We start from the raw sequence: 14,064 nt of genomic DNA, 5'->3' as shown, positions 1-14,064 counted from the left end.
TACTTGGCATCTACGCAGGTGAACCCGACCCGAATGGAGCTGAGCCGACAGAAGAAAAAGCTGGTAACGGCGACGAAAGGGCATAAGCTTTTAAAGGATAAGCGGGATGAATTGATGCGGCAATTCCTGGATCTGGTTCGGGAGAATATGGCTTTGCGTGAGCGGGTGGAAGCCGGTATCCGGGAAGCAAATAAAAATTTTGTTGTCGCAAAGGCCGGAATGTCAGAAGAGACACTGCACACGGCGATGATGGCCCCGAAGCAGGGCGTTTATCTGGAAACAGGTAAAAAAAATATCATGAGTGTGGATATTCCTGTCTTTGAATATAAGACCCGGACGGCGGATGAAAATGACATTTATTCTTATGGATTTGCCTTCACATCCAGTGACCTGGATGATGCAGTCAAATCGCTGGCAGATATTCTGCCGGATATGCTGAAACTGGCGGAGACAGAAAAAGCCTGCCAGCTTATGTCGGCAGAGATTGAAAAAACCCGGCGGCGCGTTAACGCACTGGAACATGTCATTATCCCGAGGGCTCAGGCAAATATCAAATATATCACGATGAAGCTGGATGAAAATGAACGTTCCACCCAGATCCGTCTGATGAAAGTTAAAGATATGATGCTGGAAGAAGCCCACCATTACAAAGAAAGACAGGCAGCAGCCGTTGTAGAATAGAAAGAGCCCTTTTGGACCCTTGTGGTGTGCCCCTGAAAGTTCAACTTTCAGGAGCATATTGCAGGTTCGGAAGGGTTCTTTTTCATGACCCATTGTTGACATTATATAGGAAAAAGGCTAAAATGAAGAGAATAGACTATATCATCAGGAGGAAAAGCAGATGCTGAAGCAGGTTTCAATATATGCTGAAAATAGAAAAGGCACGATGCAGAAAATCACATCAGTGCTGTTAAAAGAAAATATCAATATTCTTGGTTCTGTCACGAATGATAGTGCAGAATATGGAATTATCCGAATGATCGTATCGGATCCGGAGAAAACGGTTAAGGCTCTGGAAGCGGCAGGTTATTTGTGCCGGCTGACGGCAGTGCTTGGCGTCGAGGTGGAGGATGAGGTCGGCAATCTGAATCACCTTCTTCAGGCTCTGGATGATAGTAATATTAGTGTGGATTATATTTATCTGTCCTTCAACCGTGAATCTGGAAAACCAATCATGGTCATTTCGACGGATGATGTGATGGAAGTAGAAATGTGTATTGCTGAAAGAGGATTTTCAGTATTATAGGAGGATATTACAATGAAAAATACGACATTAGTGATCATGGCCGCCGGTATCGGAAGCCGTTTTGGCGGCGGCATTAAACAGTTGGAACCGATGGGACCAAATGGAGAAATCATTATGGATTACTCCATTTATGATGCGAAGGCCGCAGGTTTTAACAAAGTGGTTTTTATCCTTAGAAAGGATATTGAAGAAGATTTTCGCAGGATCATTGGCCAGAGAATTGAGAAGGTAATTGATGTGGAATATGTTTTCCAGTCTCTGGATGACCTTCCGGAAGGATTTAAGGTGCCGGCTGACCGTAAGAAACCATGGGGGACCGGTCAGGCCGTTCTCTGCTGTAAAGGTGTTGTTCATGAGCCTTTCGCGGTCATCAATGCGGATGATTATTATGGCAAAGAAGCTTTTAAGAAGGTTCATGACTATTTGATCGGTGGAGGTACGACTGGCAAAGAATATGATATGTGTATGGCAGGCTTTATCCTTAAGAATACATTGAGTGATAACGGTGCAGTGACCCGTGGTGTCTGCGTAGTGGATGATAAGGATTATCTGTCTGAGGTTGTGGAGACCGGTGGACTTGTGATGACACCGGAGGGAACGATTGCCCATGAAGACAATGGTTCAGATATGGTCATTACACCGGATCAGCATGTATCCATGAATATGTGGGGCTTTACGCCAAACTTTTTAAGCGAATTGGAAACCGGTTTTTCTGCATTTTTGTCGGAAATTCCGGAAGGTGAAGTGAAACGGGAATATTTGCTGCCGACGATTGTAGATAAGTTGATCAAGAGCGGCAAGGCTTCTGTAAAGGTGCTTGAGACTCAGGATAAATGGTTTGGTGTTACTTATAAAGAAGATAAGGAGAGCGTTGTGGCCGCTTTCAGGAAATTGATTGCGGACGGCGTGTATCCGGCAAACCTTTGGGGCTAGAAGGAGACGCAGGGCATGAATCCATCGGCAATTATGAAGATCATGAGTGCAAAAAATAAATTTGTGGAGAATCATCCCAAGTTTACGGCATTTTTAAGTGCGGTATATTCAAGAGGGATTGAAGCCGGAACGGTCATCGAGATTACTGTGACGAGACCAGGGGAAGAACCCATCACATCTAATATACGGGTTCAGCAGTCAGATCTGGATTTACTTCAAAGTCTCCGGGATTTGGCAAATTGAGAAATTTTTTTCAGGACATAAAAAAGCTGCGGCAGACAGGTTTCTAAAAAGGACCTGGCTGCCGCGGCTTTTTCTTTCCTATGATCGGAACATTTAAGCTTCAAGATGTTTTTTTGCGTCTTTGTAAACTTCATTCCAATTGATCAAATGGAACCAATTGGCCACGTAATCTTTTCTCAGATTTTTGTATTTCAGATAGTAGGCATGTTCCCATACATCCACGTTGAGAATGGGAATATAACCATTGGAAATGGGATTATTCTGGTTTGGTGTTTTGACCACTTCAAGCTTTTTGTCCGGGTTGATGGTAAGCCAGGCATAACCGGAACCAAACTGACCCATAGCATTTTCACTCATGATTTCCACAAACTTTTCATAGGAGCCAAATGCTTCTGTGAGGTAGGGCTCCATTGGATTGTCGTTTACCGGAGGATGCAGCAGCCGGAAGAACATCTGGTGATTATAAACGCCGCCGGCGTTATTCATGACGGCCTGGCGAATATCTTCCGGCAGATCATCCAGGTTGGTGAGTAAGTCTTCTAATGTCCAATTCTGATACTGTGGGTAATCTTTCAAAATGTTATTCAGGTTATCCACGTAGGTTTTTAAGTGTTTGTCATGATGATAGTGAAGTGTCTCTGCATCCATATAAGGTTCAAGAGCATCATAGTCATATGGCAGAGGAACAAGGTCAAAAGGATATGTTTGTTTCATGATAAAAGCCTCCTGTTCTATAATCTTTCGTTAGTATATGCATTTAGTATCTTAAATATCCATACTTCCGGAACGAAAGCCTTCCAGATCAAGGGTGATGTGTTTAAAGCCAAGTTTTTTCATGGCTTTGATGATGGATTCACGCTGTTCCATAAATTGGTTAAAATCTGTTTTGTCGATTTCAATTCTTAAAATCGGTTCATGGAACCGGAGACGGACGTTATAAAAGCCTAGTTTTCGAAGCCGTGTCTCACCGTTGTGGATTCTGTCGAGCAGCTCATAGTCAAAGGGCGTATCGTATGGAAGCCGGGTGGCCATGCATGGTGTGGAAGGCTTGTCGGCAGAGGAAAGTCCGGCTTCGGCAGCAATTCGGCGAATGTCTGCCTTAGTCAGTCCGCAGTCAATCAAAGGACTATGGACGCCGGCCTCACGGACAGCCTGAAGCCCCGGACGGTAAACTTTTGTGTCGTCCACATTGGAGCCTTCACAGAAAAATCGATATCCGGCATCTTGTCCGACCCGGAGGAGGGACTGAAAGAGCAGAGATTTGCACAGGTAACAGCGGTTTTTAGGGTTTGTCAGGATACGACTGTCGGAAAACTCATCAATTTCAATGGTCTGATGGGCGGCACCCAGTGAGCGGGCAAGAGCCTCAGCCTCGGCGGTGTCCCCGTGGGGATGGAGCCGGGTCGCAAAGGTCACAGCCAGAACTGGTTTGCCCGACTTGGATGCCTTTACGGCCCGGCAGGCAGCAGCGAGAAGCACGCTGCTGTCTACACCGCCGGAGAAGGCCATGCAGATTCCCTCATCCGTGTGGGGGATAAAATGATCGATCAAAGATTTCATTTCTTTTCACCTTCGGGAAGGGCTTTTTTGCAGTCGATGGCTTTTCGTTCGGCCATGGCGCTTGCGTAGCCGCCGGAGAGATCATAGGCGATGGCTTTGATTATAGCGTAGACCTCAGGGAAGCTGAGATGATTCTTTTCGGCAATTGCCGCCACGTCGTCATTTTCCGGGTAGGCATAAATGTGACCTTTCCAAGTAGTATATTTGACGTGGGCCTTACCCCAAGGCGTTTCGATGGCGCGGATTTCCCGAGGAAGAATCGTGCGTTCTACCGGATATTTACGCAGACCGATGGTCGTTGTATGGGTGAAGATAATATCCTCCATTTTTGCAATCAGGGATTCACGGCAGAGGACCGTCAGCATGGTTGCCGGACGGTTTTTCTTCATATATATTGGTGTTGTATAAACGTCCTGGGCGCCGGCTTCAAATAACTGGTTGAAGGTGAAGGCAATTGCTTCACCGGAGCAGTCATCCAGATTGGTTTCAATCTTCCAGATGGGTTCCAGATCCACCTCACGCTTCGGAAAATCTATGGACTTTTCCTTTGGTTTAAAGGCAGCCGGTCGTTTTTCCGTATTCAGAGTGATTTCAAAACCCGTGGATGAAGCTGTTTCCGGAGTGTCATTATCCGGTTTTCTATCCAGATCTTCAATGAGCATTGCCCGAAGAATACTTGCCCTTTCATATTCACGCTTTCCTGCGCCGATCCCGGTTTTGAGAATCCGGAAATGTTCCGGAAGCTGGCGGTCGGTCCTGAGAGCAGCGGCAATGGCAGCTCCGGTCGGTGTAACAAATTCACCATGGATGTTCATGATATGCATCGGCAGTTCATAAGCGGATATAATATTTGCAACGGCCGGTACGGGAATAGGGAGAACACCGTGCTGACAGCGGACCGTGCCCTGCCCCTCGTACAGTTCAGAGACGATGACATTTTTTATTTTGAGAGCGTCCAGGCAGACGGCCAGAGCGGCGATATCCACGATGGAGTCTATGGCACCGACTTCATGGAAATGAACTTCATTCAACGGTTTGTTATGTGCTTTGGCTTCCGCTTCGGCAATGACCTGGAAAATCTTCAGGGCTGTGACCTTTGCCTGGCGGCTGAGTCCGCTGCTGTTGATGATGGCCTGAATGCTTTCCAGATTCCGGTGTTCATGAGGATGCTCATGACCGTGTTCATGTTCATGGTCGTGATGGTGTCCGTGTTGGCCGGCGCCATGAAGATATTCCATATCATGATCATGATTTTCATGGGCTTTGTCCAGGATGACATTAAAATCGCAGGCATCAATGCCGGATTTATTGACCCGGGATATTTTTACTTCATAGCCTTTAAGATTCAGGCTATCTAAAGCATTTAAAAGGTAGGAATGGTCAACACCAAGGTCAATCAGAGCAGCAACCGTCATATCGCCGCTGATGCCGGAGAAACATTCCAGATACAGAGTTTTGTTACGCATAATAATTCCCCCTTTACTGCTAATATATACCTTGTCGCGCGAAGCCTGGCGGAGCGCGATATAGTATACCTGTCTGATTAAGTTATGGTTAAATCTTAACATAAAATCGGCTGAAGGGCAACTTAACAGCCGACGGCGGTGGCTGCCAAAAAAGGAGGAAGGATTTGACAGGAGGCCGTATGTCACGATAGAATATACTTAAGTTTTTGTCAGAGGGCGGCCGGGCAGAAGGTCCGGCCGGTGCAGGGGAGTAGAAGAACATGGAAAATAAGACAACATATACATTTGAAGATTTTCAAAACATCATTGCCCGGCTTCGGGCGAAGGACGGGTGTCCCTGGGATCAGGTACAGACCCATGAAAGTCTGCGAGACGGCATGCTCGAAGAGGCCTATGAGGTGGTGGAAGGAATTGATATTTATCAGGCGACGGGAGATGACCATAATCTCTGTGAAGAACTGGGAGATGTGCTTCTTCACATCGTTATGCATGCGCGGATCGCCGAAGAGGAAGGACGTTTTACGATGTCAGACGTTATTCAGGGCATTTCAGAGAAAATGATTCACCGCCATCCCCATGTCTTTGGTACAGTCAAAGCGGATACACCGGAACAGGTTTTGGATAACTGGGAAGCCATTAAGCAGAAAGAGAAGGATGAACAGACGATCTCTGAAGGAATGCGCCGGGTAGCCAGAGCGCTTCCGGCCAATATTCGGGCGGCGAAGGTTCAGAAAAAGGCGGCCAGGGTGGGATTTGATTTTGAAGACTATCATCAGGCGGCAGATAAAGTTGCAGAGGAACTGCAGGAGGTGCTGGATGCTGCAGAAAAAGGCCGGCAGGAAGCTGTCTTTGAGGAATTTGGAGATTTAATGTTTTCGGCGGTCAATTTGTCCCGCTTTTTAGACGTAAATGCTGAAAATGCCTTGACAAATGCAACGGAAAAGTTTATAAATAGATTTGAATATATTGAGGGAACTGCTGAAAAGCAGGGGTTAAAGCTCAAACATATGACTATCGGTGAGATGGATGAATTATGGAATGAAATTAAACATTTAAAAGATAGTGATATTTAGAAAAGGAAATTCAAGGAGGAGTATTAAGAATGAACAAAACAGAATTAATCACAGCAATCGCAGAGCAGGCAGAATTATCCAAGAAAGATGCTGAAAAAGCTTTAAAAGCATTTGTAGATATTGTAGGTGAAGAACTTAAAAAAGGTGAAAAAGTTCAGATGGTTGGTTTTGGAACATTTGAAGTCAGCGAAAGACCTGCAAGAGAAGGAAGAAATCCACAGACAGGTGCATCTATGGTGATCGAAGCTTCCAAGGCTCCGAAATTCAAAGCTGGTAAAGCTTTAAAAGACCTCGTAAATAATAAATAATCCGATGCGGTTGGACAAATTTTTAAAAGTATCCCGTTTGATCAAGCGGCGGACGGTGGCCAATGAAGCGTGTGATGCAGGGCGTGTGTCAGTCAATGGCAAGGTTGCCAAAGCCGGGGTTGCAGTGAAAGCGGGAGATATCATTGAGATTGGCTTCGGGACTCGAAATGTAAAGATTGAAGTACTTGATGTGACGGAGACGGTGCGTAAGGAAGAAGCCAAAGACCTGTTCAGGTATTTATAAGAATATTCTGCAGAGCCTTTCCATATATTTAGATTAACTTAACGTAATCTGAGTATGTGGGGAGGTTTTTTTATGGATGAAAGACTCGGGGGAAAGAATCATAAACTGTCCCTGTTCAACCGGAGTAATGCCCAGATGACCGGCGTGCTGGATGTACTTTCTTTTGATACGAACGAGATTGTCATGGATACAGAAGAGGGTCTCTTAATGATTCGGGGTGAGGATCTTCATGTGAACCACCTGACGCTGGAAAAGGGTGAAGTGCACATTGATGGGCACGTGGACAGTCTGATTTATTCCAATAGTCAGAAACTTCCGAAGAATCCCGAAAAGGGCTTTGGACGTTTATTTCGTTAGCCGATGAGTGCGGAGGTTCAGAGCCAGTTTTATCTGTTTTTCCTGGCTGTTTTCTGGGGGATAGGCATGTGTCTTATATATGATGGACTCCGGATTCTGCGGCGGCTTGTCCGCCATTCACTATTTTGGGTGAACGCGGAGGATATTCTGTATTGGATGGCAATGACTGTTGTTCTGTTTTATCTTTTATTCACATATAACCGGGGAGAGATCCGGAGTTTCACCATCGCCGGTCTGCTGGTCGGAAGTATTTTTTATCTCAAAACTATAAGTCCTGTATATATATCGTTGATTTGTTGGATTTTGAAACCGTTTTTTCGGTTGTTTTCCGGAATATTGTCTCTTTTAAGCAAATTCCGAAAGAATTCGGAGAATAACCATTGAAATATTTTGTGGAAACAGGTACAATGTTAATTGATAATTAAAATTTCAGGTGAAAAGATATGGCGAAGAAAACAGCAAAACGAAGAACACAGCGGCACAACCGGAGCGGAATGGCGATCATCGCCTGCGTTGTCCTTATTTTATGTGTTGTTCTTATGTATAATAGTGTAAAACTCAATGATAAATTAGACGGATATAAAGCCTCTGTAGCCGAACTTCAGTCCCAGATCGAGGACCAGACGGAGATGAAAACTGCCCTGGAGAATAAACAAAATTATATGAATTCGGATGATTACTATAAAGAGCTGGCGCGGGAAAAGCTTGGCCTGGCCGGTTCGGATGATATTATTTTTAAGAAGAGCGGCGAGTAGGACAGCGGCGAATGTCGATGGATTGTGGGCAATAAGCATGTCCTCCCAACATAGGATGTTAATGTCTAAAGACAGGCACTTGTGGGAGGGATAAAAATGAAACGAATCCATATTCGGCAATGGATGGTCATACTGCTGAGTGGTTTTCTACAGCAGCCGATATCCGGGATGATGAATCCGTTCGGAATCGCTTATTTCGGCGCGGCGTACATGTGGCCGGAGCACCGCAGTCTGTTACCTGTAATATCGCTTATAGGTATGGCGGCGGGAATTCCGCAGAACATGCTGCTAAAATATTTGGGCATATTGATTGGCATTATGCTCATAACTTATATACTGGAATGGAAAAAGGCTTGGGTCAGCCAGCAGGAGATGCTACTGATGTTAAGTCTTTTAATTTTATCTGCAGATGTGGGATATGGACTGGCGCGGGAGGGGCTTACCCTCACTGCGGTAGGACATCAATTGCGGCTGGGGATCATTGAGGCTGTTTTCGGTGCTCTTGGTTTTGCGCTCTTTTATTCTGTAATGAAAGTTTTTTTAAAAGAAACGGTCAGAGAAGAACCCGTCGAAGAAGCAAACGAACAAAATTTTATCCGGTGCCGGTTGGGAGATATGGCGTCATCTTTTCGGAAGCTGTCGCATATGTTGACTAATGAGATTCCTGAAAAAGAAGGACTCTCCGAGGGGGAGGTGGCACAGGCATTTTCAGAATTGACAGAAAATATGTGCGCATCCTGTGGACGGCGGACACATTGTTGGGAAAAAGAATATTACGATACATGCCAGTCGGCCTATAATCTGCTTCATATATTTTCGGAACACGGACAGGTGGAACGAAAACAGGTACCGGCAAGTTTCCGGCGCCGATGCATAAATATCGACGGTTTTCTGAAAGAGACGAACCGGGTCATGCAGATGGCCAATATGAATCTGAGATGGCAGAATCGAGTGAATGAAAATCGTCTGGCCTTTGCCGGCCAGATGGGTGAGATTGCAGAAATTATGGACGACCTTTCCCTGGAGTTGTCTGAGCGCAAAGAAAATTCAAAAAAACTTTCGGATGTTCTTATTCATAAACTTGAAAAGAAACGGCTGAAAATAAAAAAGATCTCTGTCACGGACGAAGGCAGTCATGGTCGGCGGCAAAAAATCTATTTGATAGCCCGGGTACGTCGGGGGCGCTGTATGACGGTGAAGGAGCTGTCGGAGATTGTCAGCGAGGCGGCGGGACAGCGTTTTGTACCTGAGAAAGATAATCCCGGGGTAGTCAGCCGGAAATATGCCGTATATGAATTGGTGGAGGATACCCGGTACCGGCTGATTCAGGGAATTGCCCGGCGGCCAAAGGAGGGTGAACCGGTCAGCGGCGACAGTTATGCGTTTATCTATCTGGATTCGGGACAAGTTCTTATGTCCCTTTCGGATGGTATGGGCAGCGGTGAAAGTGCAAAAGAGGAAAGTGAGTTGATGATCAATCTCCTGGAGCAGATGGTGGATACCGGCTTTGCACGCCGTTCGGCACTGCGGATGATCAACTCAGTTATGATGTTTCATGGGGACGGTCAGTTATTTTCTTCGATGGATTTGAGTGTGATCGACCTTTACAGTGGAATTTGTGAATTTATTAAAGTCGGAGCCTCCTCTACATTTATAAAGCGGGGAGAAAAGGTGGAATGTGTGACCTCCGGTTCGCTGCCAATGGGCGTATTTCCGGAGATGGACTGTGAAGGATTCAGCAGAAACTTATTTGACGGCGACGTGATCGTGATGGTTACCGACGGCGTGGTGAATCGTTTTCATCATGGAAATGAAACAATATGTGATTTACTTTCGGAGATGGATCTGACCAATCCGAATGCTATGGCGTCGGAAATTTTGAATGAGGCCCTGGATCAGCCGGGGGAGGTACAGCAGGACGATATGACGGTTCTTGTCTGTACGATTTGTAAGAAATCAGCGGCTGTGTTATGATGAGTTTATTGATTGGATATAGAAAAGGAGCGTTGGGAATGAATAATCTGGTTCAGAAAGTCAGTGAATATATGCAGGAACATCATATGGTGGAAGACGGACAGAAAATTGTTGTTGGTGTCTCCGGCGGTGCGGATTCCATGGGATTACTCACCGTTTTGTCCGAACTGGCTGAATATTTTCATTTATCCCTTGTTGTTGTCCATGTAAACCACGGAGTTCGTGGACAATCGGCGGATGCGGACCAATCTTATGTGGAAAATGTGTGCAGGGAGCAGGAAATCCCGTGTTACAGTTTTCATGTGGATCTGAAACGGTTTGCCCAGAAAGAGGGAATGTCCCAGGAAGAAGCGGGACGTTATTATCGATACCAATGCTTTGAAAAGGTTCGCAGGGAAGTTTCCGCGCAGCGGATCGCAGTGGCCCATCAACAGGAGGATACCTGTGAAACGGTTCTGTTTAATTTGTTCCGGGGGACAGGCCTTAAGGGATTGACGGGAATTCCCCCGGTACGGGATGTGATCATAAGGCCGCTGTTGTGTGTCAGCAGGGAAGATATCGAGAAATATCTTCAGGAGAAGGGAATTTCGTGGAGGACGGATGAAACCAACTTGACGGATGCCTACGCAAGGAATAAAATACGTAATCATGTCCTGCCTTATGTTGAGGAGAATATAAATCCGGCAGCAGGGCAACATATACAGGAAATGGCCGGTCTGATGAAAGATATATCGGATTATCTGGATCGTCAGAGCGAAAATGGTTTTGATGCCTGTGTGAAGGTGGGAAAGAATTCCTGCTGTGCCATACACGGCCCCACTTTTCGGGAATTGGATGTGGTCATACAGAGAGAAGTCCTGCGACGTGCCATTGGTGTTACTGCCGGGAAGTTAAAGGATGTGGAGCGGGAGCACGTGGAGATGATCCGGGGGCTTTTGGATAAACCGGTCGGGCGAAGATGCCATCTTCCCTATCAGCTTCAGGCCGTTCGGACCTATGAAGGGATTTCCATAAAAAGAGAAACCGCCGGGGATGAGAAAACCTCTCAGAGTATCTGCATCGACGTGAAAGTGCCCGGAAATTATACCCTTCCGGGACCGGGAATCATGATTGAATTATCTGTGAAAGAGTCCTTCAAAAATGAAGAAATTCCCATAAACAGGTATACGAAATGGTTCGATTATGATAAAATAAAAAATGGCCTGGCGGTGAGAACCCGGGAAAATGGAGATTTCATTACACTGGATGGACAGGGGCATCGGAAGCTTCTGAAGCGGTGGATGATTGATGAGAAAATCCCGAGAGAAGAGCGGGAGCAGATGCTTTTACTTGCTGACGGAAGTCATGTTCTCTGGATCATGGGGCACCGAATCAGTGATAACTATAAAGTGACCGATACAACAAAGCGTGTATTGGTCGCAAAGATAAAAGGAGAAAAGAGCAATGGAAGACAATATCAAAGTATTGTTAACGGAGGGCGAAGTCGATACCCGGATTCGAGAACTGGGTGAACAGATCAGTAAGGATTATGCCGGAGAGAATGTACATTTAATTTGTGTATTAAAAGGCGGCGTGTTCTTTATGTGTGAACTTGCGAAACGGATTTCCGTGCCGGTATCTATGGATTTCCTTTCCGTGTCAAGTTATGGAAGCGGAACGGTTTCATCCGGTGCTGTAAAGATCATTAAGGATTTGGATGAGCCGCTGGAAGGCAAAAATGTATTGATCGTGGAAGATATTATCGATTCAGGAAACACACTCCACTATCTGGTGGAAATTTTATATAAGAGACAGCCGAAGAACATTCGAATCTGTACACTTCTTGACAAACCGGAGCGCCGTGTGGCAGATGTTCATGTGGATTATACCGGCTTCGTGATTCCAGACGAATTTGTTGTAGGTTATGGTCTGGATTATGATCAGAAATACCGTAATCTGCCTTTTATCGGATCTGTCGTATTTGATGAATAGGAGGTTGTCACTTGAATAGAAAAAGAGGATTGGGAATCTGGCCGCTGATTCTGGTCGTTATCGTTGTGGCAGTGATATTTTATGGAGATTTGCTTCTGGACACAGCCGGTAATTATACGTATCCGGAATTTCTGCAGGATGTGGAGAACCGGGCAGATGCCATTGAAAGAATCGCGATTATTCCAAATAATGAAGTGCCGACGGGCTCTGTGGAGGTCGCATGGAAAGACGGAGGCACGACCAGGTGTTATGTCACGGATGTTGACGAAGTGAAAGCCGTATTGTTGGAAGAGAATTTGGATAACTGGTTTGTCACGGATGCAAAGCGTGACAACTGGATTGAAAAAAATGCGGCGCCACTGATTTTGGGCGTTGTATTTCTGGCATTTTTGTTCTCATTTATAAATAGCCAGCAGGGCGGTTCGAATTCCAAGATGATGAATTTTGGAAAGAGCCGTGCCAAGATGTCAGATGAGACGGCGAAGGAGACGACCTTTAAAAAGGTTGCCGGATTAAAAGAGGAAAAAGAAGAACTTCAGGAAGTTGTGGATTTCCTGAAAAATCCGAAACGTTATACGGAATTGGGCGCTCGGATTCCGAAGGGTGTCATTCTCGTAGGACCGCCGGGAACAGGGAAGACTTTATTGGCGAAAGCTGTGGCCGGCGAAGCGGGAGTCCCGTTTTTCAGTATTTCCGGTTCTGACTTTGTAGAAATGTTTGTCGGCGTGGGTGCTTCTCGTGTCCGGGATTTATTTGAGGATGCCAAGAAGCATGCACCGTGTATTGTTTTTATTGATGAGATTGATGCGGTAGCCCGGCGCCGTGGTACAGGTATGGGCGGCGGCCATGATGAAAGAGAGCAGACATTGAATCAGCTTCTTGTAGAGATGGATGGTTTTGGTGTCAACCAGGGAATCATTGTTATGGCAGCAACAAACCGTGTAGATATTTTGGACCCGGCCATTCTGCGTCCGGGACGTTTTGACAGAAAAGTCGGCATTGGCCGTCCGGACGTGGGGGGCCGCAGGGAGATTTTAGATGTTCATACAAAGGGTAAACCTATGGGTGATGATGTGGATCTGGATCAGATTGCCCAGACGACGGCCGGATTTACAGGCGCCGATCTGGAAAATCTGATGAATGAAGCGGCTATCATGGCAGCGAAAGAACATCGTGCCTACATTGTTCAGGCAGATATCCAAAGAGCCTTTGTTAAAGTGGGTATTGGAGCTGAGAAAAAGAGTCGTATCATTTCCGACAAAGAGAAACGGATTACGGCTTATCATGAAGCCGGACATGCGATTTTGTTCCATGTGCTTCCGGATGTGGGACCGGTTTACTCCGTATCGATCATACCGACAGGTATCGGAGCTGCCGGATATACAATGCCGCTGCCGGAAAAGGATGAGATGTTTTATACAAAAGGCCGTATGATTCAGGATATTACGGTTGCTCTAGGGGGACGTGTGGCCGAGGAGCTTATTTTTGATGATATTACCACCGGGGCGGCTCAGGATATTAAGTCTGCAACCCGGACGGCACGGGCGATGGTGACCCAGTATGGTATGTCGGATGAAGTCGGTCTCATCAACTATGGCGGTGATGACGATGAAGTCTTCATCGGACGGGATCTGGCCCATACCAAGTCCTATGGTGAGGGCATTGCGACTGTGATCGACCAGGAAGTGAAGCGGATCGTGGATGAGTGTCACGAACAGGCCAGAAAGATCATTCAGGAGAACAGGGATGTCCTTGAAAAATGTGCGACGCTGCTTCTTGAAAAAGAAAAGATTGGCAGAGAAGAGTTTGAAGCACTTTTTGATACAAACAAACCGGTGTCTGAAAACTAGAAATATTTTTGAAGGTATTGAAAAAGAAGGGCGAATTATACAAAATAATCGGGGCTTTTGCGTTGGGAGTGAATAAAATGACGA

At 46.0% G+C, this 14,064-nt stretch carries 17 protein-coding genes; 14 read left to right on the top strand and 3 right to left on the bottom strand.

The genetic code is table 11. The features are described from left to right. The first annotated feature begins 3 nt into the window (after positions 1–3). The 4 genes from EV212_RS05760 to EV212_RS05745 all read left to right on the top strand — a co-directional run bounded on the left by EV212_RS05760 (position 4) and on the right by EV212_RS05745 (position 2,422). Positions 4–681 (top strand): V-type ATP synthase subunit D, encoded by a 678-nt coding sequence (locus EV212_RS05760; RefSeq protein ID WP_132090248.1) that lies wholly within the window; start codon positions 4–6, stop codon positions 679–681. Positions 682–841: 160 nt separating this feature from the next. Further along, a complete protein-coding gene (locus EV212_RS05755; RefSeq protein ID WP_132090245.1) occupies positions 842–1,246 on the top strand; it encodes an ACT domain-containing protein in 405 nt (134 codons plus the stop codon). Positions 1,247–1,258: 12 nt separating this feature from the next. Beyond that, positions 1,259–2,179 carry a nucleotidyltransferase family protein gene (locus tag EV212_RS05750; protein WP_132090242.1) on the top strand — a complete coding sequence of 307 codons (921 nt, stop codon included), beginning with the start codon at positions 1,259–1,261 and terminating at the stop codon, positions 2,177–2,179. A gap of 15 nt (positions 2,180–2,194) precedes the next feature. Then, positions 2,195–2,422, top strand: a complete 228-nt coding sequence (locus EV212_RS05745; protein ID WP_243115474.1) for a hypothetical protein — start codon at positions 2,195–2,197, stop codon at positions 2,420–2,422. 93 nt (positions 2,423–2,515) lie between these two features. On the opposite strand, the gene EV212_RS05740 is transcribed toward EV212_RS05745, so the two are convergent. Genes EV212_RS05740 through larC form a run of 3 tightly spaced genes read right to left on the bottom strand, consistent with a single transcriptional unit; the run spans position 2,516 to position 5,448 of the window. Continuing rightward, a complete protein-coding gene (locus tag EV212_RS05740; RefSeq protein ID WP_132090239.1) occupies positions 2,516–3,136 on the bottom strand; it encodes a superoxide dismutase in 621 nt (206 codons plus the stop codon). Between the two features lie 51 nt (positions 3,137–3,187). Further along, positions 3,188–3,982 carry an ATP-dependent sacrificial sulfur transferase LarE gene (gene larE / locus EV212_RS05735; RefSeq protein WP_132090236.1) on the bottom strand — a complete coding sequence of 265 codons (795 nt, stop codon included), beginning with the start codon at positions 3,980–3,982 and terminating at the stop codon, positions 3,188–3,190. Next, entirely contained in the window at positions 3,979–5,448 is a 1,470-nt protein-coding gene (gene larC, locus EV212_RS05730) for a nickel pincer cofactor biosynthesis protein LarC (RefSeq protein ID WP_132090234.1), read from the bottom strand. Before larC ends, larE begins: the two co-directional genes overlap by 4 nt. A gap of 260 nt (positions 5,449–5,708) precedes the next feature. Here larC and mazG point away from each other — a divergent pair, with 260 nt between their 5' ends. From mazG to ftsH, 10 genes are all read left to right on the top strand, one after another. Further along, entirely contained in the window at positions 5,709–6,521 is an 813-nt protein-coding gene (gene mazG, locus EV212_RS05725; RefSeq protein WP_132090231.1) for a nucleoside triphosphate pyrophosphohydrolase, read from the top strand. Positions 6,522–6,550: 29 nt separating this feature from the next. Beyond that, positions 6,551–6,829, top strand: a complete 279-nt coding sequence (locus tag EV212_RS05720) for an HU family DNA-binding protein (protein WP_132090228.1) — start codon at positions 6,551–6,553, stop codon at positions 6,827–6,829. 4 nt (positions 6,830–6,833) lie between these two features. Beyond that, positions 6,834–7,073 (top strand): RNA-binding S4 domain-containing protein, encoded by a 240-nt coding sequence (locus tag EV212_RS05715; protein WP_132090225.1) that lies wholly within the window; start codon positions 6,834–6,836, stop codon positions 7,071–7,073. A gap of 72 nt (positions 7,074–7,145) precedes the next feature. After that, on the top strand, positions 7,146–7,430 hold the full coding sequence (gene yabP / locus EV212_RS05710; RefSeq protein ID WP_132090222.1) for a sporulation protein YabP: 285 nt from the start codon (positions 7,146–7,148) through the stop codon (positions 7,428–7,430). 3 nt (positions 7,431–7,433) lie between these two features. After that, complete coding sequence (gene yabQ / locus EV212_RS14030; RefSeq protein WP_132090219.1) at positions 7,434–7,814, top strand: spore cortex biosynthesis protein YabQ; 381 nt, start codon at positions 7,434–7,436, stop codon at positions 7,812–7,814. A 59-nt stretch (positions 7,815–7,873) separates the two neighbouring features. Next, a complete protein-coding gene (locus tag EV212_RS05700; protein WP_132090216.1) occupies positions 7,874–8,185 on the top strand; it encodes an FtsB family cell division protein in 312 nt (103 codons plus the stop codon). Positions 8,186–8,281: 96 nt separating this feature from the next. Next, the gene (locus tag EV212_RS05695; protein WP_132090213.1) at positions 8,282–10,159 is read left to right on the top strand and encodes a SpoIIE family protein phosphatase; all 1,878 of its coding nucleotides are present in this window, start codon (positions 8,282–8,284) and stop codon (positions 10,157–10,159) included. Then, the gene (tilS, locus tag EV212_RS05690; protein ID WP_132090210.1) at positions 10,156–11,670 is read left to right on the top strand and encodes a tRNA lysidine(34) synthetase TilS; all 1,515 of its coding nucleotides are present in this window, start codon (positions 10,156–10,158) and stop codon (positions 11,668–11,670) included. Before EV212_RS05695 ends, tilS begins: the two co-directional genes overlap by 4 nt. Then, positions 11,603–12,130: a hypoxanthine phosphoribosyltransferase gene (gene hpt, locus EV212_RS05685; RefSeq protein WP_132090207.1), complete on the top strand. Its 528-nt coding sequence runs from the start codon at positions 11,603–11,605 to the stop codon at positions 12,128–12,130. The genes tilS and hpt overlap by 68 nt, the downstream gene beginning before the upstream one ends. An 11-nt stretch (positions 12,131–12,141) precedes the next feature. Then, positions 12,142–13,980, top strand: coding sequence for an ATP-dependent zinc metalloprotease FtsH (ftsH, locus tag EV212_RS05680; RefSeq protein ID WP_243115473.1), 1,839 nt, complete (start codon positions 12,142–12,144; stop codon positions 13,978–13,980). Positions 13,981–14,064: the final 84 nt, after the last annotated feature.

The organism is Frisingicoccus caecimuris, assembly GCF_004340975.1.
In the GTDB taxonomy this organism is placed as follows: Bacteria; Bacillota; Clostridia; order Lachnospirales; family Lachnospiraceae; genus Frisingicoccus; species Frisingicoccus caecimuris.
The sequence above is the reverse complement of the archived record's forward strand: the minus strand, read 5'-3'. Positions and strand labels throughout refer to the sequence as shown.

Bases quoted from the DNA above. Each gene is read 5' to 3' on its own strand.
- EV212_RS05755 (WP_132090245.1), top strand. From the start codon at position 842: ATGCTGAAGCAGGTTTCAATATATGCTGAAAATAGAAAAGGCACGATG.
- EV212_RS05750 (WP_132090242.1), top strand. From the start codon at position 1,259: ATGAAAAATACGACATTAGTGATCATGGCCGCCGGTATCGGAAGCCGT.
- EV212_RS05745 (WP_243115474.1), top strand. From the start codon at position 2,195: ATGAATCCATCGGCAATTATGAAGATCATGAGTGCAAAAAATAAATTT.
- EV212_RS05740 (WP_132090239.1), bottom strand. From the start codon at position 3,136: ATGAAACAAACATATCCTTTTGACCTTGTTCCTCTGCCATATGACTAT.
- larE (WP_132090236.1), bottom strand. From the start codon at position 3,982: ATGAAATCTTTGATCGATCATTTTATCCCCCACACGGATGAGGGAATC.
- larC (WP_132090234.1), bottom strand. From the start codon at position 5,448: ATGCGTAACAAAACTCTGTATCTGGAATGTTTCTCCGGCATCAGCGGC.
- mazG (WP_132090231.1), top strand. From the start codon at position 5,709: ATGGAAAATAAGACAACATATACATTTGAAGATTTTCAAAACATCATT.
- EV212_RS05720 (WP_132090228.1), top strand. From the start codon at position 6,551: ATGAACAAAACAGAATTAATCACAGCAATCGCAGAGCAGGCAGAATTA.
- EV212_RS05715 (WP_132090225.1), top strand. From the start codon at position 6,834: ATGCGGTTGGACAAATTTTTAAAAGTATCCCGTTTGATCAAGCGGCGG.
- yabP (WP_132090222.1), top strand. From the start codon at position 7,146: ATGGATGAAAGACTCGGGGGAAAGAATCATAAACTGTCCCTGTTCAAC.
- yabQ (WP_132090219.1), top strand. From the start codon at position 7,434: ATGAGTGCGGAGGTTCAGAGCCAGTTTTATCTGTTTTTCCTGGCTGTT.
- EV212_RS05700 (WP_132090216.1), top strand. From the start codon at position 7,874: ATGGCGAAGAAAACAGCAAAACGAAGAACACAGCGGCACAACCGGAGC.
- EV212_RS05695 (WP_132090213.1), top strand. From the start codon at position 8,282: ATGAAACGAATCCATATTCGGCAATGGATGGTCATACTGCTGAGTGGT.
- tilS (WP_132090210.1), top strand. From the start codon at position 10,156: ATGATGAGTTTATTGATTGGATATAGAAAAGGAGCGTTGGGAATGAAT.
- hpt (WP_132090207.1), top strand. From the start codon at position 11,603: ATGGAAGACAATATCAAAGTATTGTTAACGGAGGGCGAAGTCGATACC.